This is a genomic window from Brucella thiophenivorans, from assembly GCF_002252445.1.
GTDB lineage: Bacteria > Pseudomonadota > Alphaproteobacteria > Rhizobiales > Rhizobiaceae > Brucella > Brucella thiophenivorans.
Window position 1 is genome coordinate 82593 of record NZ_NNRJ01000015.1, and the last position, 19236, is coordinate 101828.

A 19236-nucleotide genomic window follows, 5' to 3' on the forward strand; every position below is an offset into this window, starting at 1 on the left:
AGAGGAGGACACTATGACCAAAGCCTATTGGATTGCCCGCGTGGATGCTCGTGATACGGAGCGCTACAAGGATTATGTCTCAACCGCCAAGCCAGCTTTCGAACGCTATGGGGCAAAGTTCATCGCACGTGGTGGTAAAGCTGAAGCCGTCGAAGGTCCGGGCCGCGCCCGCAATGTCATCATCGAATTTGAAACGATGCAACACGCGCTCGATTGCTACAATTCGCCAGAATATCAAGCTGCGAAAGCCATCCGCCAGACAGTAGCGGAAGGCGAAATCGTTATCGTCGAAGGCGTTTAACCTTTAAAGCCTGACCGGCGGATCGTGACGCCCGCTGACCGAAAGATCAAGCAATATGACTTTGCCCGCATGCGGATCAGCATTGCGGGCATTTTCATTCATACCTTCATGGGCGCTGGTGACAATCAGAACAGATGCATCCGCGCCGATGAAGGCAGGACAAGTCGGTTGTGTCACTGGAAGCTTGATTGAGCGGAGCAAACGCCCTTGTGGTGAATAGGCATTGAGCGCACTGCCGCCCCAACAGGCGTTCCACAGTGTTCCCTCTGCATCCACCACAGAACCATCGACACCACCATCCTCGACACGATGATGAAACACGCTTTTTTCAGATGTTGGAAGGCCTGTTTCGGGATCGGTATCGACGCGCCAGATGATGTTGCGGTCAGTATCCGCAAAATAGGCGATTTTTCCATCCGGCGAAAAGCAGATCGAGTTGGTGATGGTGATGCCGGAGAAAAGCTTTTTCAACTGACCTTCGCAATACCACCAGATTGAGCCCGCATCCTTTTCGGCTTTCTTGCCCATGGTCCCGATCCAGAAGGAACCCGACGGATGCACACGCGCATCATTTGAACGGGTCACGTCATTATTGGCTTCGAGCGGATGGTGCAGCGTTAACCGGCCATTGGCGCGCTCCCGCACAAACAGCCCATGTTCGCTGACAATCAGTTGCCGCTCGCGATCAATCACGGCAAGCGCACTGGCTTTCATGCCAAGATCATGGGCAATGATTTCACCGCTATGATCTCGTTCAATCAGCCGTTGGCCGAGAATATCGAACCACCAGCACTTGCCGGTCAGCGGGTCATAACCCGGACCTTCTCCAAGTTCTGCGATATGCTCAGAAAATATGGTTGTGTTGACTGCGCTCACCTGTTCCTCCCGGGCTTTGCCGTTTCAACATAATGAAGGGCAGGTTTGCAATCTAGCTACAAATATTTGTGTAAGCAGAAAGGACTATATTGCCTGCAAAATCCGTTTTAAGTTCCGGCAACGAAGAATCGCGAGGAAATCATGTCGCTAAAAGTTGCGGTCCAGATGGACCATATCAGCACGGTCGGTATCAAAGGTGACACCACTTTTGCTCTGTCGCTTGAAGCGCAGAAGCGCGGCCACGAGCTTTATCACTACACGCCCGACCGCCTATCGATGCGCGATGGCGTTGTTTCGGCGCGTCTTGAAAAGCTGGAAGTCCGCGACATCAAGGGTGATCATTTCACACTTGGCGAGCCTGAGCGTCGCAACATGCTGGACATGGATGTGGTGCTGCTGCGTCAGGACCCGCCGTTTGACATGAATTACATCACCAACACACATCTGCTGGAGCGTATTCATCCAAAGACACTGGTGGTTAATGATCCGGCATGGGTGCGCAATAGCCCGGAAAAGATTTTCGTCACTGAGTTTCCCGATCTTATGCCGGAAACGCTGATCACCAAAGACCCGCAGGAAGTGCTCGAATTCCGTCGCGCGTTTGGCGACATTATCCTAAAGCCACTTTATGGCAACGGCGGCGCAGGCGTGTTCCATCTGGCCGATGGCGACCGCAATCTGACTTCGCTTCTGGAAATGTTCGGACAGCTTTTCAAAGAGCCATTTATCGCGCAGCGTTATCTCAAAGATGTGCGCTCGGGCGATAAGCGCATCATTCTTATTGATGGTGAGCCGGTTGGCGCGATCAACCGGGTGCCTTCAGAAACCGATGCGCGTTCCAATATGCATGTCGGTGGCCGTGCGGAGCAAAGCAAGCTGACGCCGCGTGAGCAGGAAATCTGCGCCCGCATCGGACCCTCGCTGAAGGAGCGTGGTTTCATTCTCGTCGGCATCGACGTGATCGGCGATTACATGACCGAGATCAACGTGACTTCGCCAACCGGCATCCGTGAAATCGAACGTTTCGACGGCACCAATATCGCCGCCCTGTTCTGGGATGCGGTGGAAGCCAAGCGCAAGTAACGTACAATCACCGAGAAAACTTATAGGGCAGGTTTGACGCAATCAGATCAGCCCTTTCTCTTGATTGCATCAATCGAAAATGCTTAAATCCTCTGGTTGTACTTAAGCATTTTCTCACGTTCGAGATGTGCTGCGTTTTATGCGGGGGCATATGGTAGCGCGGGTGGGAACGGTTGCCTTTCAGGGCATAGAGGCGGTGCCTGTTGATGTGCAGGTAATGGTGGCGCCGGGCAAGATGGGCATGTCGATTGTCGGTTTACCCGATAAGGCCGTGGCCGAAAGTCGCGAGCGGGTGCAGGCAGCGCTGCATGCTTCTGGTCTTTCCATGCCGACCAAGCGGGTGACAGTCAATTTGGCGCCTGCTGATCTGCCCAAGGAAGGCTCACATTACGATTTGCCGATTGCCGTGGGACTGATGGCCGCTATTGGTGCCATTCCGGCGGATGCCATTCAATCCTATCTGGTGCTTGGTGAATTATCGCTCGATGGCACAATCACCGCCGTTGCAGGCGTATTGCCTGCCGCAATCAGTGCCAATCGCGAGGACAAGGGGCTGATCTGCCCTCATGCTTGCGGCTCGGAAGCTGCATGGGCAGGTGCCGATATTGATATTCTAGCGCCGCGCAGCCTGATCGCACTGGCAAACCATTTTAAGGGCACACAGGTGCTAACCCCGCCCGAACCCTCTATGCGTGTCTCAAGCGAGGTCCAGCCTGATCTGGCTGACATCAAAGGGCAGGAGACAGCCAAACGCGCACTGGAGATTGCAGCGGCTGGCAATCATAATCTGTTGCTGGTTGGCCCTCCCGGATCAGGCAAGTCGATGCTGGCGCAGCGCCTGCCTTCGATCCTGCCGAAACTCAGTCCGCGCGAGTTGCTTGATGTTTCGATGATCGCTTCTATTGCGGGCGAACTTTCAGGCGGAAAACTGTCAGATCGCAGACCATTTCGTGCGCCACATCATTCGGCATCTATGGCGGCAATGGTGGGTGGAGGACTGCGTGCAAGACCGGGAGAGGTATCGCTTGCGCATAATGGCGTGTTGTTTCTCGATGAGTTTCCAGAGTTTACGCCGCAGGTGCTCGATTCGCTCCGCCAGCCGCTGGAGACCGGTGAATGCATGATTGCCCGCGTCAATCATCGCACGAGCTATCCGGCGCGTTTTCAGTTGATTGCCGCTATGAATCCCTGTCGCTGCGGTATGGCAGGAGAGCCGGGACATACATGCGCACGCGGACCGCGCTGCCAGAGTGATTATCAGGCCCGTATTTCCGGCCCCTTGCTGGATCGCATTGATCTACGGGTGGATATGCCTGCGGTATCCGCGCTTGATCTGATTCAGCCATCACAATCTGAAAGAAGCGAGAGTGTCGCCAAACGAGTGGCGCGAGCGCGGGCTATCCAGAGCGCACGTTATGCAGCACTTGGGCTTGATGCATCGTTGACCAATGCACATTGCTCGGCAAATCTAATTGAGGAGGTGGCAAAGCCGGATGCCGCAGGTATAAAGCTATTACGCGATGCCAGTGAGCAGATGCGATTTTCTGCGCGTGCATATCATCGTATTTTGAAAGTGGCCCGCACTCTGGCTGATCTTGATGGCGTTGATCAGGTCAGCAGGATACACCTTGCCAGTGCTATTACCTATCGAATGGGGGCGGAGAGACTGGCTATGTCAGCCTGAAATTATTTGACTGCGCCGACCAGCATGTTGTCCGGGCTTTCAATCGTGACCCAGCGACCGGTGTGATTGGCGGCTTGACGCTTCAAATAAGTGTATTCTGTTTCATCCCAGCGCAGAACTTCATCGGTCAGATTGTCGAGAACGAAATCGCCGCGATCTGTGCGAACGGTGAGAACTGCATGGCCTTCGCCGTCAGGCTTACGCACAACGGTGATCAGCAGGTCTGTCATCGGAACGCCAGCGTTTGCCAATTCACGCTGCTTGAGCAGAACATAGTCTTCGCAATCGCCAACGGTGGTTGGATAGGCCCAATATTCCTCAACGCCGTAGATTTCCATGTCGGTCATTGGTTTGATGCGCTCATTGGCCGAAAGATTGACGGTCTGGATAAGCTGCCAGTTGTTGTTGTTGAGCGAGAGGGCGCGTGTATCGCGGCTGACGATGTTGCATTCAGCAGTTTCGCGCTTACAGAATTCGTAATGGCCGATCGGCTGTGAGGTCAGTTTGCCGGTCTGCATATAAGCGCCGGTTCCAGCCTGTGCACTAAAGCTCATAACGAGAGCAGTAATGCCGATGCTGACAGCAGCGATAAACTTCAAACCTGAGCGAACTACACACAACATACTCAACGCCCTTTTCACAGCCCGCATTGGGCATTTATTAACGAAAAGTTAAAGTATGAAACATGGTCTGAGTCAATTCGAAGTGCCGCGTGTTCGCCCTACTTCTTAATTAATGGTTAACACGGGTACTGTTCGGTTAATGCATCTTTTGCGTGCATGTACGCGTGCAAAAAAACCGCCATGGGAGCCCATAGCGGTTTCAAAACATGCAATTAGTTATTGAGTCAGAGCGGCGTGAAGCACACATTTGTGTGGCCGGCATTGATAAAGCCGAGGCGCTGCGCAGCACCCTTGGATAGATCAAGCACACGTCCCTTAATAAACGGTCCGCGATCATTGATGCGGACGACAAGAGACTTGCCATTGCGCTGGTTGGTGACTTTGACCTTGCTGCCGAGAGGCAGTGTCTTATGGGCGGCTGTTAAGCCCGCAGGGTTCATGCGTTCGCCCGATGCCGTGCGGGACGTGAGTGCATACCAAGAAGCACCACCACAGCGCGCGGCCTGAGCTTCCATTGCGGTGATCGAGAACAGACCGGTTGTCGCAACGGCGAGCATAGCCATACGGATTTTGAAGTTCATCGTGATTCCAATAGTCGTTTCGAAGAGCCTTCTCAGTCATGGCTGGTAAAGGCGGGTGCCACTTGGAATCTAAATGTGGCGACGACGTGATGTTATTGGGAGTATAATGAGATGATTGAATCGCATATATAAGCGGAATATCATCCTATACTCAGCGTTATTTATTTAAATTATCAAGAAAAACTCAGGAATATTTTTAATTGAATCACGTTGTTTCTATGAATCTATATAAGATTCACAGGGATTCAACGCAGGACCGCGCCGATCCATGTTTTTAAGCGCGATTCTCAAGAAAATTTGCTTACGGCCAAGCGATTGCTTAGCCGAGACAATACAATCTTTATTTGTATCGCTAGTGTTCGTTCTGGTTTCACAAGATGACTAAATCCGGCCTTTTTTGGTTGAAATACAACTTATTCGTGTTCCTTGATCGGTAAAGTTTGGAGTCTTGTCTGTAACTTTTGTTGAAATCCCTCGTGATGACGCCATTTTGACCACGCGCCCTATGCATGCAAAAGCCAAAATCCTGCTATAAGCGCGCATCTTCAGAATGGATTATGATGCAGGATAACCCGAAAAAGGACGATACAGAGACGCCGCTACCGCCAATCTCAGCGGGCAAGCGCATTCTTTATCTGTGCCTTGGCTTCTTTATGGTGGCGCTAGGGATTATTGGTGCCATTCTGCCGGTCATGCCGACCACGATCTTCATTATTCTCGCTGCATGGTTTTTTGCGCGTTCCTCACCAAAGTTCGAAGCGCGTCTGCTGGCAGATCCACGTTTTGGTCCGATGATTATCAAATGGCGTGAGCGTGGAGCCATTCCGCCAAGAGCCAAACTCTATGCCTGTCTCGGCATGACGTTTGGTTACGGCATGTTCTGGTGGGGCGCACAGCCCGGACCATTGCTCGCTATCAGTGTCACAATTTTTATGCTGGGTTCCGCGATCTATGTTCTTACTCGCCCAAGTCAGTGATTCATAATATTAGGTAAATTGCATCTACAGGCACAAATGCGGCTGCATCCGTGAATGACACGGAGCTGTAACACTACTGTCATATGACTGTTATATAGAGCGCGTAGATGGCTGCTGACGTTTTCACGTCATGTGTTTTTCTACAACAGGGACTGGTGTTCATGAACAAGATGATTTCCTCGACCGCAGCGCTTGCAATAGCAGCAGTATTGTCTGTTTCCGCTGCAAACGCACGCGAACAGATTCAGGTTTCCGGTTCCTCGACCGTTCTGCCTTATGCAAAGATCGTTGCCGAAACTTTCGGCGAAACCTATCCTAACTTCAAGACGCCGGTCATTGAATCGGGCGGCTCTGGCGCAGGTATCAAGGAATTCTGTAAGGGCGTCGGTGAAAACACCATCGATATCGCCAATGCATCGCGCGCTATGAAGAGCACGGAACTTCAGTCCTGCATCGACGCTGGCGTTAAGGACGTTCAGGAAGTTCGTTTCGGTTATGACGGCATCGTTTTTGCGACTGACGCAAACGGCCCAGATTGGAAGCTCGCTCCAGTTGATCTTTACAAGGCACTCGCTGCCAAGGTTATTGTCGATGGCAAGCTCGTAGACAATCCAAATACCAAGTGGAATCAGGTCAATGCAGACCTGCCAGATTGGGACATTGCTGCTTATATCCCTGGCGAAAAGCACGGCACCCGTGAAGTTTTCGAAGAAAAGCTTATGGCTGATGGCTGTAAGGAATCGGGCGCTCTTGAAGAAATCAAGAAGACCGGCCTTGATGACAAGGCTGCCGCTTCTGCCTGTATCGCTGTTCGTAAAGACGGCAAGGCTGTCGACATTGATGGCGATTACAGCGAAACGCTGGCGCGCATCGACTCCAACAAGCAGGGCGTTGGTGTTTTCGGCCTCTATTTCTTTGAAAACAATGCAGACAAGCTCAAGGTTGCAACTGTTAATGGCGTAACGCCATCGGCAGAATCCGTTGCTTCGGGCGAATATCCTGTATCGCGCCCACTGTTCTTCTACGTGAAGAAGGCTCACCTGGGCGTTATTCCAGGCCTGAAAGAATATGTTGACTTCTTCCTGTCGGAACAGATGGTCGGCCCAGATGCACCACTTGCTGAATATGGCCTGGTTCCAGCACCGGATGCAGAACGTGAAGCACAGCGCGCTTCGTTTACTGAAGGCAAGGTTCTTGCAGTCAAGTAAGCTTTGATCTGTGGAATGCGGGGAGTTTTAGCAATAAAGCTCTCCGTGTTCTTTCTCTTTGGCGCAAGTTGGATAAGACAGGCGCATTCGCGTGGAAATGGTTCACTACAAATATTGTATGAAAGACTGTTTCTGCATTTTTAGGGGCAACCGGGGAAATTGAATGTCCTTCTTTCTGGTTCTCGTCAGTGTCGTTGCAATCGGACTGATCGGATTCTTCATAGGTCGACAGCGTGCCGTTGCAATTGACAAGGCGCATCCTGTCGTCAGTTCAGGTTCTTCCGCAGAGAAAATGCATTCCCGTCCGCTGTATCATGGCTGGTGGGTTTTCCTCGTTTCCGCATTGCCCGCAATTCTGTTTCTTGCAATCTGGGCAGTCGGCACATCCGTTTATCTTGATCACACGGCCACTGCGCGTATGCCTGCGGCCGTTGAAGATGGCACTTATTCCGAGCGCAGCTTGCAGCTTGGGATGATCCGCAGTCTGTCAGATGGCTTGCAAAAGCTCACACCTGCTGAAATCGACAGTTTACCGCAGAGCTATACGCAAGCGCGTGATGTTCTTGGCTCAAAGGGCGTAGCGCTCGCGACTGAAGGCCAAGACTATATGGTCCCGGTTGCAGTCTTTCTCGATAAAGCCAGCAAGATTGCGCACACCGTTGGCAGCGCGATTGCTCTCGTTATCGCAGTAGCTGGCCTGATTTTTGGACTTTCCGGCATCAAGCGTCGCACGCGCGCCCGTAACAATGTCGAGCGCATTGTGTTGTGGGGGCTCATCGCAGCGTCCGGCATCGCTATTCTGACCACCATCGGCATCGTGTTCTCTGTTCTGTTCCAGACAGTCAGTTTCTTCCAGTCGATTGCCCCGATGGACTTCTTCTTTGGAACCGTCTGGGACCCACGTTTCGCAGCCGCAGGTTCGGGTGGTGAAGTCGGTCAGTTTGGTCTGATCCCGCTTCTGGCCGGTACACTTTATATCGCGTTTGTCGCCATGCTGTTTGCGGTGCCAGTCGGCCTGTTCTCTGCAATCTACATGGCCGAATATGCCTCGCCGCGCGTACGCACCGTCGTTAAGCCGCTGCTCGAACTTCTGGCCGGTATCCCGACCATTGTTTACGGCTTCTTCGCATTGATAACGGTTGGTCCGTTCCTGCGTGATCTCTCCGCTGCCATTGCTGGTGGTCAGGGTTTCATCATGGCGCAGAGCGTGTTGACCGCTGGTCTTGTCATGGGCGTGATGCTGATCCCGTTTGTGTCGTCTCTGTCTGATGATATTATTACGGCGGTTCCCGGTTCACTGCGTGATGGCTCGCTGGGTCTGGGTGCAACGCGCTCTGAGACAATCAAGCGTGTCGTTCTGCCAGCAGCACTTCCGGGCATTGTCGGCGCACTTTTGATGACGGCCTCGCGTGCTATCGGTGAAACCATGATCGTGGTGCTTGCAGCCGGTGTTGCGGCCCGCCTTTCAGGCAATCCGTTTGAAGCGATGACGACGATCACTGTTAAAATCGTTAGTCAGCTGACAGGTGATCTTGAATTCGACTCGCCGCAAACACTCGTCGCTTTTGCGCTGGGTCTTACGCTTTTCGTCCTGACGCTGATCATGAATATCTTTGCGCTCTACATCGTCCGCAAGTACCGGGAGCAGTACGAATAATGACCGATTCAACATTGAATGCCGGCACTGCTGTAACAAAGCCTGAGCGCCGCGATATCGGGATCAAGCGTCGCTACGCTGCTGAACGTCGCTTCCGTCTCTATGGCATCGTTGCCATTGCGATTGGTGTGTTCTTTCTTTGCGCGCTTTTGTTCTCGGTCTTCTCCAAGGGCTACACGGCTTTCGGACAGACGACGATCTATCTGCCGGTTAAGCTTGATGCGCAGGTTATCGATCCGGGCAACAAGCTTGCGACCGATCCGAATGTGCTGATCACCGCCAACTATCCGCTTTTGGTGCGTAACGCCTTGGCTGAAAAGCTGGGTGTGCCAACGACGGATCGCGCTGAAATGCGTGAGGTTGGGCGTTTCTTCTCGGATGGTGTCCGCGTTCAGCTTCGCCAGATGGTGATGGATAACCCATCATTGATTGGCACCACACAGACAGTTCCTGTTCTGGCTGCTGCTGATATTGACTCCGCCTATAAGGGGCAGATCGATTTTGCAGTACCGGAAGCAAACCGCAAGGTTTCAGACCGTCAGTTTGAGTGGATCAAGACGCTTACAAATGAAGGCATCATGAGCCAGGCCTTCAACTGGGGCTTGTTTACCAATGGTGCTTCCAGCCGTCCTGAAACCTCTGGTCTTGGTGTGGCGCTGGTCGGTTCGTTCTACATGATGATGATCGTGCTGGTTCTCGCACTGCCTATCGGTGTGGCCGCTTCGATCTATCTTGAAGAATACGCCAAAAAGAACCGCCTCACCGATATTATCGAAGTCAACATCAACAATCTTGCTGCTGTGCCGTCGATTGTTTTCGGTCTGCTTGGACTTGCGGTCTTCATCAACTTCTTCAATCTGCCGCGTTCAGCGTCAATTGTCGGTGGTCTTGTGCTGACATTGATGACGCTTCCCACAATCATCATTGCGACACGTTCCGCGCTTCGCGCGGTACCGCCTTCGATCCGTGCGGCAGCTCTTGGTCTTGGTGCTTCAAAAACGCAGATGGTGTTCCATCATGTGTTGCCGCTCGCTGCACCCGGTATTCTGACCGGAACGATCATTGGTCTCGCTCAGGCGCTGGGTGAAACTGCTCCACTGCTTCTGATCGGTATGGTGGCCTTCGTTGCCAATATGCCTGCAACCCCGATGGATCCTGCAACGGCTCTGCCAGTGCAGATTTTCATGTGGGCCAATGAAGCCGAACGTGCCTTTGTGGAACGGACATCGGGCGCTATTATCGTGCTGCTCCTGTTCCTTGCGGTCATGAACATCTTAGCAATTATTCTGCGCCGCCGCTTTGAGCGCCGCTGGTAAACGGGAGAGAAATGATGAATCTTATGACAGAACGATCTCTCGAAAAAGCCGTAGGAGACAAAATGAACGCCAACGCTCCATCCATTAAAATGCGTGGCGACAAGGTCTGCGTGTTCTATGGCGAAAAACAGGCTCTGTTTGAAGTCGATCTCGACGTGCCGGAAAAGATGGTGACAGCGCTGATCGGTCCTTCGGGCTGTGGCAAGTCGACATTCCTGCGTTCGCTGAACCGCATGAATGATACGATTGAAGGTTGCCGCATCGTCGGTAACATCACGCTCGACAATGAAGACATCTACGATCCGAAGATCGATGTTGTTGAACTGCGTGCGCGTGTTGGCATGGTATTCCAGAAGCCAAACCCGTTTCCAAAGACGATCTTTGAAAACGTGGCTTATGGCCCGCGCATTCACGGCCTCGCACGCAACAAGATCGACCTGGAAGAAATCGTTGTCACAAGCTTGAAGAAGGCCAGCCTTTTTGAAGAAGTGAAAGATCGTCTTCACGATGCAGGAACCGGCCTTTCTGGTGGCCAGCAGCAGCGCCTGTGCATTGCACGCGCTATTGCCGTCAGCCCTGAAGTGATTCTGATGGATGAGCCTTGCTCGGCTCTCGATCCAATCGCAACCGCAAAGGTTGAAGAGCTGATCGACGAGTTGCGCCAGAACTACACCATCGTGATCGTCACGCACTCCATGCAACAGGCCGCACGCGTTTCACAGCGCACGGCGATGTTCCACCTGGGTAATCTGGTGGAAGTGGGCGACACGGATGTGATGTTCACGGCACCGACCGAGAAGCGCACACAGGACTATATCACTGGTCGTTTTGGCTAATAATTTCGCAGAGGCAGGAACCGCTTCGGTTCCTCTTCCGTGCCATTCTTACTTTGAGGTCTATTATGGCGTCCCAGCACACCGTTAGCGCTTACGATGAAGAACTTCAGTTCCTGACCCATAAGATTGCCGAAATGGGTGGTCATGCAGAACGTATGGTCGAGCAATCCGTTGCAGCCATCGTCAACGCCGACAACGCATTGGCACAGCGCGTTATTTCCGACGATCTGATTCTCGATGCAAGTGAGCGCGAGATCGACGACAAGGCCGTGATGATCATCGCCAAGCGTCAGCCAATGGCTGTTGATCTGCGTGAAATCATCGGTTCAATCCGCATCTCGGCTGATCTGGAGCGCGTTGGCGATCTTGGCAAAAACATTGCAAAGCGCGTTGCAGCTGTGTCGGAATCGCGTCAGCCGGGCAAGCTTTATCGCGGACTTGAAACGCTGGCAGAACTGGCACTTACCCAGCTTAAAGACGTGCTGGATGCTTATGCGACACGTTCAATACAGCAAATCAATATCGTCCGTGATCGCGATGACGAAATTGACTCGATGTATACATCGCTGTTTCGCGAGTTGCTGACTTATATGATGGAAGATCCGCGCAATATTTCTGCCTGCACGCATCTTCTTTTCTGCGCAAAGAATATTGAGCGTATCGGCGACCACGCAACCAACATCGCTGAGACGGTCTATTATATTGTGACTGGCCTGCAGATGCCTGCGGAACGGCCGAAAGAAGACCTGAGCCACGGGATTGTCGTGGATGAGGCTCGTAAATCCTAATGGTTATTTGCGCCGTTTCATTGCGGCGCAAATTCTTAGCATTTGTAAGAATAGCGCGGCGGCACGCGGTCGATTGGGGGCTTGTATCTTCCGCTCGCTGATTTGTAGATAGGAAATATTGGATGTCACAGGCACCCAAAATTGCTGTGGTTGAAGACGAAGAAGCGTTGAGCGTGCTGTTGCGCTATAATCTTGAAGCCGAAGGCTATCACGTCGACACCATATTGCGTGGCGATGAAGCCGAGATTGCACTGCGTGAAAACGTGCCGGATCTTCTGATTCTCGACTGGATGCTGCCGGGCGTATCGGGCATTGAACTATGCCGCCGTCTGCGCCAGTGGCCCGAAACCGAGCGCCTCCCGGTGATCATGTTGACTGCGCGCGGCGAAGAAAGCGAGCGCGTTCGGGGCTTAAGTGTTGGTGCTGATGATTACGTCGTGAAGCCTTTTTCAACACCGGAACTGCTGGCGCGTGTCAAAGCCATGTTGCGTCGCGCAAATCCAAGCGTGCTCTCGCATGTGCTTAAAGTCGGCGAGCTGGTTCTCGACCGTCAACAGCACCGCGTTTACCGTAAGGAAAAGGAAATCCGTCTCGGACCGACAGAGTTCCGCTTGCTGGAATATTTCATGATGTCGCCGGGCCGCGTTTTTTCGCGCAGTCAGTTGTTGGATGGTGTCTGGGGACCGGATATTTACGTTGATGACCGCACTGTCGATGTGCATGTCGGGCGTTTGCGCAAAGCGATTAATCTCGGTCGCGCGCTCGATCCGATCCGCACGGTACGCGGCGCTGGTTATTCCTTTGGATAACAATTCAGAGGCGCTTTGAACGTATAATTGTGTCTCGCTGCTTGATAAACGCAGCGGGACTTTCTTTTGAGAACGACTTCTTTTTAATTCGCCGATTCGGAAATTATACCCTTCGGCAGTGCCAAAATGGCCAATCTCACGCGATATTACAGTTTTGTCGATAAAGTTGAATGCTGCCTTTTTAGGCGCTGAAAACAGCTTTTTTGAAGAGCTTTTTTGGTTGAAAATTCTGATTGCTAAAAACTTGAAAGAAAAGATGAATTGGGGCGCCGATGTGGCCTGCTTCAATGATGTTTGAATCTCATAAAATCAATAACTTATCAGAATTGATAGGCCCTATTAAGGAATTATTAATATATTTGAATGGCTTGCAGAGAAAACTAAGCTTTCGATTCAAGTTGACTTCAATGATTTCACAGCGACGATCCGAATTTCCTAATTTGACGCTTTGCCATTTTTTGGCCTAAAAATTCCAAAACTTTAAGACGCTGAAGTGACAGCAGAACATTCGATTTTGATTTTCGTTCTATTTGGCTTTGCATCATAGCCGGTTTTTCAAGCGCCTTTTGGGTGCGGATCACTGGCTGGATCAGGTAAGGGTTCTAATTATGAGATTTGTCCGTTGACGCGCGCCGCTGGATGGAAATGGCCTGTTCTTATCGGGCTGCTCGTAGCACCGTTTTTGGTGACGGGTTGCACGACGACAGGTGGCACAACCAAGGCAAAAACTGACAAGACCGCAGCTGCAAGTCACGTCAAGACAATCAATGGCGTCAAAACTTTCACTTACACTGCCAGAGACCGCGAATGCCTGCAGCGCGCGATGTTCTTTGAATCGAACCGTTCAAGCCCTGATGGCCTGATGGCTGTTGGCACAGTTGTCATGAACCGTCTCGCATCCGGTAGCTATCCCGATACGATCTGTGGTGTCGTCGGTCAAAAGAACCAGTTCGCACCCGGCGTTCTGACCCGCAAGATGAACTCTCAGGCGCTGCCCGATGTTCAGGCTGCAGCCGATGCAGTTCTCAAGGGCAAGCGTCACTCCAAGTTGAAGAATTCGATGTTCTTCCACACGGCTGGCCTTAAATTCCCATACAATAACATGCATTATGTGCTGGTTGCAGGCGGAAACTCCTTCTATGAAAAGCGCGGTCGTGACGGCGAGTTGCAAAACCCGGTTCCGCAGACGCCTTACAATCTGGCTTATGCATCGACGCCGCAGTCACCTTCCATGCCGGAAGGTCCATTTTATAATGTGACGTCACAGCAGGATATTCCTGTGCCGCAGGCGCAGCCGAGCGTACAGGTTGCGATGGCCGAGGCGTCGAAGACTGTTGAAACGCAGCAGAATGGTGGCGTGGGTCCGCAGGCCCGTGGTGATCGTTTGGCGACTTTGCCGGTCAAGCCTGCTGAAAAGCCAGCACTGATGCAGGTTGCAAGCTATCAGCCGACATTCGATGAAACGGCTCCGGCTGTTGAAAATGTATCGCTGGGTTACACCGCTGATAAGAAACATGTCGATGCAATTGGGGCTTTGCTGCTTTCGCAAGAGCGTCCGGACGCACCACTTTAAAAGTTAGAGTTTTGTGAGCCTATTTGGGTGTAGACAGCTTGATCTGAGTGTCAAAATTATAATCTATTTTAAAAATTAACGCGTTTGGATTTGCCAATCCAAACGCGTTTGAAGTTTATCTATTAATCATCTCTATTTTTGATACTATTTGCGATGAAAGCACTTTGTATTCGCTTTATATTAGAGCGATTGTTAATCTCGAGCTGTAATAGACAGTTAGAGTAAGAATCGCTATTTCTTTGAAACTGCAATGAATCGCATGTATTCATATCTTTTTGACGTGATGTCATGCAGCCAGTTAAAGAAAGTGCGAATAGAAAAACGCAAAAAATTTTATTCATAAATAATAAACATCCAAATTAAAAAACATATTTAATATGAGGTAATTTAATTTCATATTGCATTATAATCAATACAACTAATGTTACTTATTTTTAATAATTACTGGAGTTGTTTGATAAACTATTGTGGGCATATTATAGCGATCTTCTCTAATCTGCCACGCACGGCGATCAGCATTGCGATCGAGATCAAGCTGCATCAGACAATTAGCGAGAGCATCGGAGTTCTGCTTGAAGCCGTAATTGCGGCAAGTCTGCTCATCCGCTGCACGGCGTTGTTCCGGTGTCATGGTTTGGCAACCGGCAAGAAGCCCTGCGATGCCGACGACAATCAAAACATTTTTCTTCATAACCGTTGCTTTCATTAAAGTGAAAACTGCCCAACAGAAGGCTCAATATAACGCAGTCACACGAAAAAGCGTGGTGAAATTAAGCCGTCTGATACACTGCCGCTGATTCTATCAAACACGAGGTTTGTAGCCCTATGGCACATGATAACAACGCCCCCGTTATCGATCCGGTAAAACTCGAACGCCTGGCCGAAGTTGCCGTGCGTGTTGGGCTTCAATTACGCGAAGGGCAGGATCTTGTCATCACAGCTCCCGTTGTCGCGTTGCCTCTTGTGCGCCTGATTGCAAAACATGCCTATAAGGCAGGTGCCGGTCTGGTTACGCCGTTTTTCTCCGACGATGCAATCGCGCTGGCGCGTTATGAAAATGCGTCGGACGAGAGCTTTGATCGTGCCGCTGACTGGCTCTATGAGGGCATGGCCAAAGCCTATGCCAATGGCGCGGCCCGCCTTGCGATTGCGGCCGACAACCCGATGCTCTTGTCCTCACAAGACCCGGCAAAGGTTTCGCGTGCCAACCGTGCTAATTCCAGAGCCTATCAGCCAGCGCTTGAAAAGATTGCAGGCTTTGACATTAACTGGAACATCATCTCCTATCCGAACCCGGAATGGGCGAAGCTCATGTTCCCGAACGAAACGGAAAATGTTGCAACCCGCAAACTGGCAGATGCGATCTTTGCGGCATCGCGCGTTGATGTCGATGATCCGGTCGGCGCTTGGGCTGCGCATAATGCGGCACTGCGCACCCGTACGCGTTTTCTGAATGCAAAGGCCTATAGTGCACTGCATTTCAAGGGACCGGGCACTGACCTTACCGTCGGATTGGCGGATGGTCACGAATGGCATGGCGGTGCATCGACCGCAAAGAACGGCATTACCTGCAATCCGAATATTCCGACCGAAGAAGTGTTCACCACACCGCATGCGCTGCGCGTGGATGGCCATGTGTCGAGCACCAAGCCGCTGTCGCATCAGGGCACGCTGATCGATAATATCTCGGTGCGCTTTGAAGGCGGACGCATTGTCGAAGCCAAGGCAAGCCGTGGCGAGGAAGTGCTCAACAAGGTGCTGGATACGGATGAGGGCGCACGTCGTCTTGGCGAAGTGGCACTGGTGCCGCATTCCTCCCCGATCTCGCAAAGCGGCCTTTTGTTCTACAACACATTGTTCGATGAGAATGCAGCAAGCCACATCGCGCTCGGCCAGTGCTATTCGAAGTGCTTTGTTGATGGGGCAAATCTGTCGCCCGAACAGATCAAAACCCAAGGCGGCAATTCCAGCCTGATCCACATCGACTGGATGGTCGGTTCGGACCAGATCGATGTCGATGGCGTCAATGCAGATGGAAGCCGCGAGCCTGTCATGCGTGGCGGCGAATGGACGAATTGATAAACAAAAGGCCGGGAAATTCCCGGCCTTTTCCTTTTGCAGGCCGTCAGAGCGCCAAAATCAGTTCTTTTCCTGAACGTGGGCTTCCAAGAACCACAATGATTTATCAAGGCTGCGCGATGCGGCTGTGAAAATATCAGCTGTTGTGTCGTCGCCTGCTTCATCGGCATCCTTGATCGACTGGCGCACGAGATTGGCAACATCGCCATAGCGCTCAATCAGGGCTGACAGATGGTCATGCACGGCGTAAATGTCGGTCGGATAGGCCTTTAGCTTGGTGTCTTTTGCGACAACCTGCGTGGTGCCATAGGCCGTGCCGCCAAGCTGTACCGCACGTTCCGCGATCGTGTCGACATGCTCATCAAGATCGCTGCGGAAGGTGTCCAGCAATTCATGCACGGCGATGAACTGCGGTCCCTTGAGGTTCCAGTGCGCCTGTTTGGTGATCAGCGAAAGGTCAATGGTTACGGCCAGATTCTCGTTGAGAAGCGCGATCATCGTCGTCTTGGTATTGGATGGAAGATCGTTGCGGGTTGCATGAATCGACTTCTTGGACATTTTATCCTCATATCCTTTTGCATGATCCGGCTCAGTTTCAGCGAGGGCGCTCATCAAGGGAGGAGTTTGCGCGTTTCATATATCAACTCGGCTTGGCCAGATCTTTGAAAAAGCCGATTTGCAAAAATGATATGATTAAAACGCCCGGCACCCATCTTATCAAACGCTTTACACGGCATTTTGTTCCAGCCGGTGATATAAAATTCAAAGGGTCTTATGCGTTTTGCTTGTAGCAGAACGATTTCTGTTTTACGCGATGGCTCATGAAGATACTTGCCCTTGATACAGCTTCCTCCTGGTGCGCCGCCGCGATCTATGAATCTGGCTATGATTCTGGCGCTGATGTCGTTCTTGCTCAAATAAGCGAGAATATCGGCAAGGGACATGCCGAAGTCCTGATGGACTATATCGGGCAAGTGCTGGCTCAATCTGGAATCGCCATGACAGAGCTTGATCGCGTTGCGGTCAATATTGGCCCCGGTTCCTTTACCGGCGTACGCATCGGCGTGTCGGCAGCGCGGGGTTTTGCGCTTGCGCTGGGGCGTACGGCAATTGGTGTCAGCGCTTTCGATGCGCTTGCTGCGGAAGCAGCAATCAGCCATCCGGGCAGGCCTGTTCTGGTTATGCTGGAAGCGCATCGCGGTGAAATTTACGCGCAGGCCTTTGGTGCCGATAACGATGCCACAACCGGACCGATGGTACTGGCACGTGAAGAAGCAATCATGCTGATCAAGCAGCAAAGCTTTGAAACAGTTTTGACGGGTTCTGCAGCAAGCGCCCTGAACGAAATGCTTGCAGGCTCATTCACCGTTGCAAGTCTTGAGCCGACTGGACGCATCGGCACTTTCGCAAAGCTTGCAGCATTGCGCGAACCGGGCGAGGCGCCAAAGCCGCTATATATGCGCGGACCTGATGTGAAGCCGCAGACGGGATTTGCCCTGCCGCGCAAGACGGATGGCAACGTGAAATGATGGGCCTTTCGTTTCTACGCTTTCGGAGCAAGCCCGTTTCGGTGGAAAAGCTTGGCGCGCCGGATAGCGGTGAAATCCAGCGTGTTCATGCGCTTTCTTTCCATCACGCTTGGAGTTCCGATGATTTCCGCTCTCTGATTTCGCAGAATAATGTTTTTGGCTTTGTAGCAAGGCCCGAGGGCAAACCTGGCAAGGCTTGCGGATTTGTGCTGGCGCGTCTGGTTGCGGGCGAGGCGGAAATCCTCACAATTGCTGTTTCCGATGAGGTGCGCAAACAGGGCGTCGGGCGCGCGCTGATGGATGCGGTGCTGCGTTATCTTTATCAGGAGCGGGCGGAAACGTTGTTTCTGGAAGTCGATGAAAACAATGTTGCAGCGCTCGCTCTCTATCGCCGGATTGGCTTTAACAAGGTTGGCGACCGGCCTGCTTATTATGAAACGGACAATGGCCGCTCCTCGGCCTTGATCTTGCGGCGCGATCTGGTGAGGCCGCAATGATCGGTGCGATCCGCATCATTCTGGTTGTTGCAGCGATGGTGGCGCTCAGCCTCTCGCTCATTCCGGTGCAATATGTGTTCTTGAAGCTCAAGAATACTTGGAAGCGTCGCCTTCCCAATATCTTTCACCGCATCGTTGCGCGCCTGATCGGCTTTCGGATCACGACCATTGGTGACATGGCGCAAGGCCGACCGCTGTTGCTGGTCTCCAATCACACCTCATGGAGCGACATCGTCGTTCTGTCGGCCACGGGGCAGGTGTCTTTCATTGCTAAATCCGAAGTCAAAAGCTGGCCGGTTTTTGGCTTCTTTGCAGTGTTGCAGCGCACAGTTTTTGTCGAACGCGAACGGCGCGGCAAGACCGGCGAGCAAACATCAAATATCGCAAAACGTCTGGCTGATGGCGATGCCATGGTGCTTTTCCCCGAAGGAACGACTTCCGACGGCAATCGCGTATTGCCATTCAAGACGGCGCTGTTTGGTGCAGCCCATGCAGCAATCCGTGAAGCGGGCGTGCCAGAAGTGATCGTGCAGCCAGTAGCAATTGCCTATACCGGTGTGCATGGCATGGCGATGGGCCGTTATCACCGCCCGATTGCTTCATGGCCGGGTGATGTGCAGCTGATGCCACACCTCAAGGGCATTTTGCGGGAGGGTGCGATCGATGTGGAAATACTCTTTGGCGAGCCGATTGTGGTGACTGCTCAAACGGACAGGAAAGCGCTTGCCCGTACCATGGAGAACCGTGTGAGAGCACTGTTACAAAGTTCGCTTCTCGGACGCGAAGTCGCGGAAGATTGATAGCGGGTAAGTTTGTCGC

At 52.1% G+C, this 19236-nt stretch carries 20 protein-coding genes; 15 read left to right on the forward strand and 5 right to left on the reverse strand.

Going from position 1 to position 19236, the window contains the following annotated elements:
* Positions 1-13 precede the first annotated feature (13 nt).
* Positions 14-301, forward strand: a complete 288-nt coding sequence (locus CEV31_RS05365; RefSeq protein ID WP_094505934.1) for a DUF1330 domain-containing protein — start codon at positions 14-16, stop codon at positions 299-301.
* Between the two features lie 3 nt (positions 302-304).
* Here the strand turns inward: CEV31_RS05365 and CEV31_RS05370 are convergent, their stop codons facing one another.
* Positions 305-1177, reverse strand: coding sequence for an SMP-30/gluconolactonase/LRE family protein (locus tag CEV31_RS05370; RefSeq protein WP_094505936.1), 873 nt, complete (start codon positions 1175-1177; stop codon positions 305-307).
* Between the two features lie 141 nt (positions 1178-1318).
* Between CEV31_RS05370 and gshB the strand changes: the two genes are divergently transcribed.
* Together gshB and CEV31_RS05380 are read left to right on the forward strand one after the other, a co-directional pair.
* A complete protein-coding gene (gshB, locus tag CEV31_RS05375) occupies positions 1319-2260 on the forward strand; it encodes a glutathione synthase (RefSeq protein ID WP_094505938.1) in 942 nt (313 codons plus the stop codon).
* Between the two features lie 151 nt (positions 2261-2411).
* Positions 2412-3944 (forward strand): YifB family Mg chelatase-like AAA ATPase, encoded by a 1533-nt coding sequence (locus tag CEV31_RS05380; protein WP_094505939.1) that lies wholly within the window; start codon positions 2412-2414, stop codon positions 3942-3944.
* A 2-nt stretch (positions 3945-3946) separates the two neighbouring features.
* Here the strand turns inward: CEV31_RS05380 and CEV31_RS05385 are convergent, their stop codons facing one another.
* Positions 3947-4567, reverse strand: coding sequence for a transglutaminase-like cysteine peptidase (locus tag CEV31_RS05385; RefSeq protein ID WP_094505941.1), 621 nt, complete (start codon positions 4565-4567; stop codon positions 3947-3949).
* A gap of 224 nt (positions 4568-4791) precedes the next feature.
* The gene (locus tag CEV31_RS05390; RefSeq protein WP_094505942.1) at positions 4792-5148 is read right to left on the reverse strand and encodes a septal ring lytic transglycosylase RlpA family protein; all 357 of its coding nucleotides are present in this window, start codon (positions 5146-5148) and stop codon (positions 4792-4794) included.
* A gap of 560 nt (positions 5149-5708) precedes the next feature.
* Between CEV31_RS05390 and CEV31_RS05395 the strand changes: the two genes are divergently transcribed.
* From CEV31_RS05395 to CEV31_RS05435, 8 genes are all read left to right on the forward strand, one after another.
* Positions 5709-6125: a YbaN family protein gene (locus tag CEV31_RS05395; protein WP_094506515.1), complete on the forward strand. Its 417-nt coding sequence runs from the start codon at positions 5709-5711 to the stop codon at positions 6123-6125.
* A gap of 161 nt (positions 6126-6286) precedes the next feature.
* Positions 6287-7333: a PstS family phosphate ABC transporter substrate-binding protein gene (locus CEV31_RS05400; protein WP_094506516.1), complete on the forward strand. Its 1047-nt coding sequence runs from the start codon at positions 6287-6289 to the stop codon at positions 7331-7333.
* Positions 7334-7496: 163 nt separating this feature from the next.
* Positions 7497-8990, forward strand: a complete 1494-nt coding sequence (gene pstC / locus CEV31_RS05405) for a phosphate ABC transporter permease subunit PstC (RefSeq protein WP_094505944.1) — start codon at positions 7497-7499, stop codon at positions 8988-8990.
* Positions 8990-10306: a phosphate ABC transporter permease PstA gene (gene pstA / locus CEV31_RS05410; protein ID WP_094505945.1), complete on the forward strand. Its 1317-nt coding sequence runs from the start codon at positions 8990-8992 to the stop codon at positions 10304-10306. Before pstC ends, pstA begins: the two co-directional genes overlap by 1 nt.
* A 62-nt stretch (positions 10307-10368) precedes the next feature.
* Positions 10369-11142, forward strand: a complete 774-nt coding sequence (gene pstB / locus CEV31_RS05415; protein WP_235818037.1) for a phosphate ABC transporter ATP-binding protein PstB — start codon at positions 10369-10371, stop codon at positions 11140-11142.
* Between the two features lie 65 nt (positions 11143-11207).
* Complete coding sequence (phoU, locus tag CEV31_RS05420) at positions 11208-11930, forward strand: phosphate signaling complex protein PhoU (protein ID WP_094505947.1); 723 nt, start codon at positions 11208-11210, stop codon at positions 11928-11930.
* A 122-nt stretch (positions 11931-12052) separates the two neighbouring features.
* Positions 12053-12739, forward strand: a complete 687-nt coding sequence (phoB, locus tag CEV31_RS05425; RefSeq protein ID WP_094505949.1) for a phosphate regulon transcriptional regulator PhoB — start codon at positions 12053-12055, stop codon at positions 12737-12739.
* A 622-nt stretch (positions 12740-13361) separates the two neighbouring features.
* Positions 13362-14312, forward strand: coding sequence for a cell wall hydrolase (locus tag CEV31_RS05435; RefSeq protein ID WP_094505953.1), 951 nt, complete (start codon positions 13362-13364; stop codon positions 14310-14312).
* Positions 14313-14736: 424 nt separating this feature from the next.
* On the opposite strand, the gene CEV31_RS05440 is transcribed toward CEV31_RS05435, so the two are convergent.
* Positions 14737-15003 (reverse strand): hypothetical protein, encoded by a 267-nt coding sequence (locus CEV31_RS05440; protein WP_094506518.1) that lies wholly within the window; start codon positions 15001-15003, stop codon positions 14737-14739.
* Between the two features lie 134 nt (positions 15004-15137).
* On the opposite strand from CEV31_RS05440, the gene CEV31_RS05445 reads away from it, so the two are divergent.
* A complete protein-coding gene (locus tag CEV31_RS05445; RefSeq protein ID WP_094505955.1) occupies positions 15138-16391 on the forward strand; it encodes an aminopeptidase in 1254 nt (417 codons plus the stop codon).
* A 60-nt stretch (positions 16392-16451) separates the two neighbouring features.
* Here the strand turns inward: CEV31_RS05445 and dps are convergent, their stop codons facing one another.
* Positions 16452-16949 (reverse strand): DNA starvation/stationary phase protection protein Dps, encoded by a 498-nt coding sequence (gene dps, locus CEV31_RS05450; RefSeq protein ID WP_094506519.1) that lies wholly within the window; start codon positions 16947-16949, stop codon positions 16452-16454.
* 263 nt (positions 16950-17212) lie between these two features.
* Here dps and tsaB point away from each other — a divergent pair, with 263 nt between their 5' ends.
* Genes tsaB through CEV31_RS05465 form a run of 3 tightly spaced genes read left to right on the forward strand, consistent with a single transcriptional unit; the run spans position 17213 to position 19217 of the window.
* Positions 17213-17920 (forward strand): tRNA (adenosine(37)-N6)-threonylcarbamoyltransferase complex dimerization subunit type 1 TsaB, encoded by a 708-nt coding sequence (gene tsaB, locus CEV31_RS05455; protein WP_094505957.1) that lies wholly within the window; start codon positions 17213-17215, stop codon positions 17918-17920.
* Complete coding sequence (gene rimI, locus CEV31_RS05460; protein WP_094505959.1) at positions 17917-18417, forward strand: ribosomal protein S18-alanine N-acetyltransferase; 501 nt, start codon at positions 17917-17919, stop codon at positions 18415-18417. The genes tsaB and rimI overlap by 4 nt, the downstream gene beginning before the upstream one ends.
* Positions 18414-19217, forward strand: coding sequence for a lysophospholipid acyltransferase family protein (locus tag CEV31_RS05465; protein WP_094505961.1), 804 nt, complete (start codon positions 18414-18416; stop codon positions 19215-19217). Before rimI ends, CEV31_RS05465 begins: the two co-directional genes overlap by 4 nt.
* Positions 19218-19236 lie beyond the last annotated feature (19 nt).

What these genes read in the sequence shown, in the direction of transcription:
- pstA (WP_094505945.1), top strand. Translation starts at nt 8,990, where the DNA reads ATGACCGATTCAACATTGAATGCCGGCACTGCTGTAACAAAGCCTGAG.
- CEV31_RS05385 (WP_094505941.1), bottom strand. Translation starts at nt 4,567, where the DNA reads ATGTTGTGTGTAGTTCGCTCAGGTTTGAAGTTTATCGCTGCTGTCAGC.
- phoU (WP_094505947.1), top strand. Translation starts at nt 11,208, where the DNA reads ATGGCGTCCCAGCACACCGTTAGCGCTTACGATGAAGAACTTCAGTTC.
- CEV31_RS05365 (WP_094505934.1), top strand. Translation starts at nt 14, where the DNA reads ATGACCAAAGCCTATTGGATTGCCCGCGTGGATGCTCGTGATACGGAG.
- phoB (WP_094505949.1), top strand. Translation starts at nt 12,053, where the DNA reads ATGTCACAGGCACCCAAAATTGCTGTGGTTGAAGACGAAGAAGCGTTG.
- CEV31_RS05400 (WP_094506516.1), top strand. Translation starts at nt 6,287, where the DNA reads ATGAACAAGATGATTTCCTCGACCGCAGCGCTTGCAATAGCAGCAGTA.
- tsaB (WP_094505957.1), top strand. Translation starts at nt 17,213, where the DNA reads ATGAAGATACTTGCCCTTGATACAGCTTCCTCCTGGTGCGCCGCCGCG.
- pstC (WP_094505944.1), top strand. Translation starts at nt 7,497, where the DNA reads ATGTCCTTCTTTCTGGTTCTCGTCAGTGTCGTTGCAATCGGACTGATC.
- CEV31_RS05380 (WP_094505939.1), top strand. Translation starts at nt 2,412, where the DNA reads ATGGTAGCGCGGGTGGGAACGGTTGCCTTTCAGGGCATAGAGGCGGTG.
- CEV31_RS05440 (WP_094506518.1), bottom strand. Translation starts at nt 15,003, where the DNA reads ATGAAGAAAAATGTTTTGATTGTCGTCGGCATCGCAGGGCTTCTTGCC.
- pstB (WP_235818037.1), top strand. Translation starts at nt 10,369, where the DNA reads ATGAACGCCAACGCTCCATCCATTAAAATGCGTGGCGACAAGGTCTGC.
- gshB (WP_094505938.1), top strand. Translation starts at nt 1,319, where the DNA reads ATGTCGCTAAAAGTTGCGGTCCAGATGGACCATATCAGCACGGTCGGT.
- CEV31_RS05390 (WP_094505942.1), bottom strand. Translation starts at nt 5,148, where the DNA reads ATGAACTTCAAAATCCGTATGGCTATGCTCGCCGTTGCGACAACCGGT.
- CEV31_RS05445 (WP_094505955.1), top strand. Translation starts at nt 15,138, where the DNA reads ATGGCACATGATAACAACGCCCCCGTTATCGATCCGGTAAAACTCGAA.
- CEV31_RS05465 (WP_094505961.1), top strand. Translation starts at nt 18,414, where the DNA reads ATGATCGGTGCGATCCGCATCATTCTGGTTGTTGCAGCGATGGTGGCG.
- dps (WP_094506519.1), bottom strand. Translation starts at nt 16,949, where the DNA reads ATGTCCAAGAAGTCGATTCATGCAACCCGCAACGATCTTCCATCCAAT.
- CEV31_RS05395 (WP_094506515.1), top strand. Translation starts at nt 5,709, where the DNA reads ATGCAGGATAACCCGAAAAAGGACGATACAGAGACGCCGCTACCGCCA.
- rimI (WP_094505959.1), top strand. Translation starts at nt 17,917, where the DNA reads ATGATGGGCCTTTCGTTTCTACGCTTTCGGAGCAAGCCCGTTTCGGTG.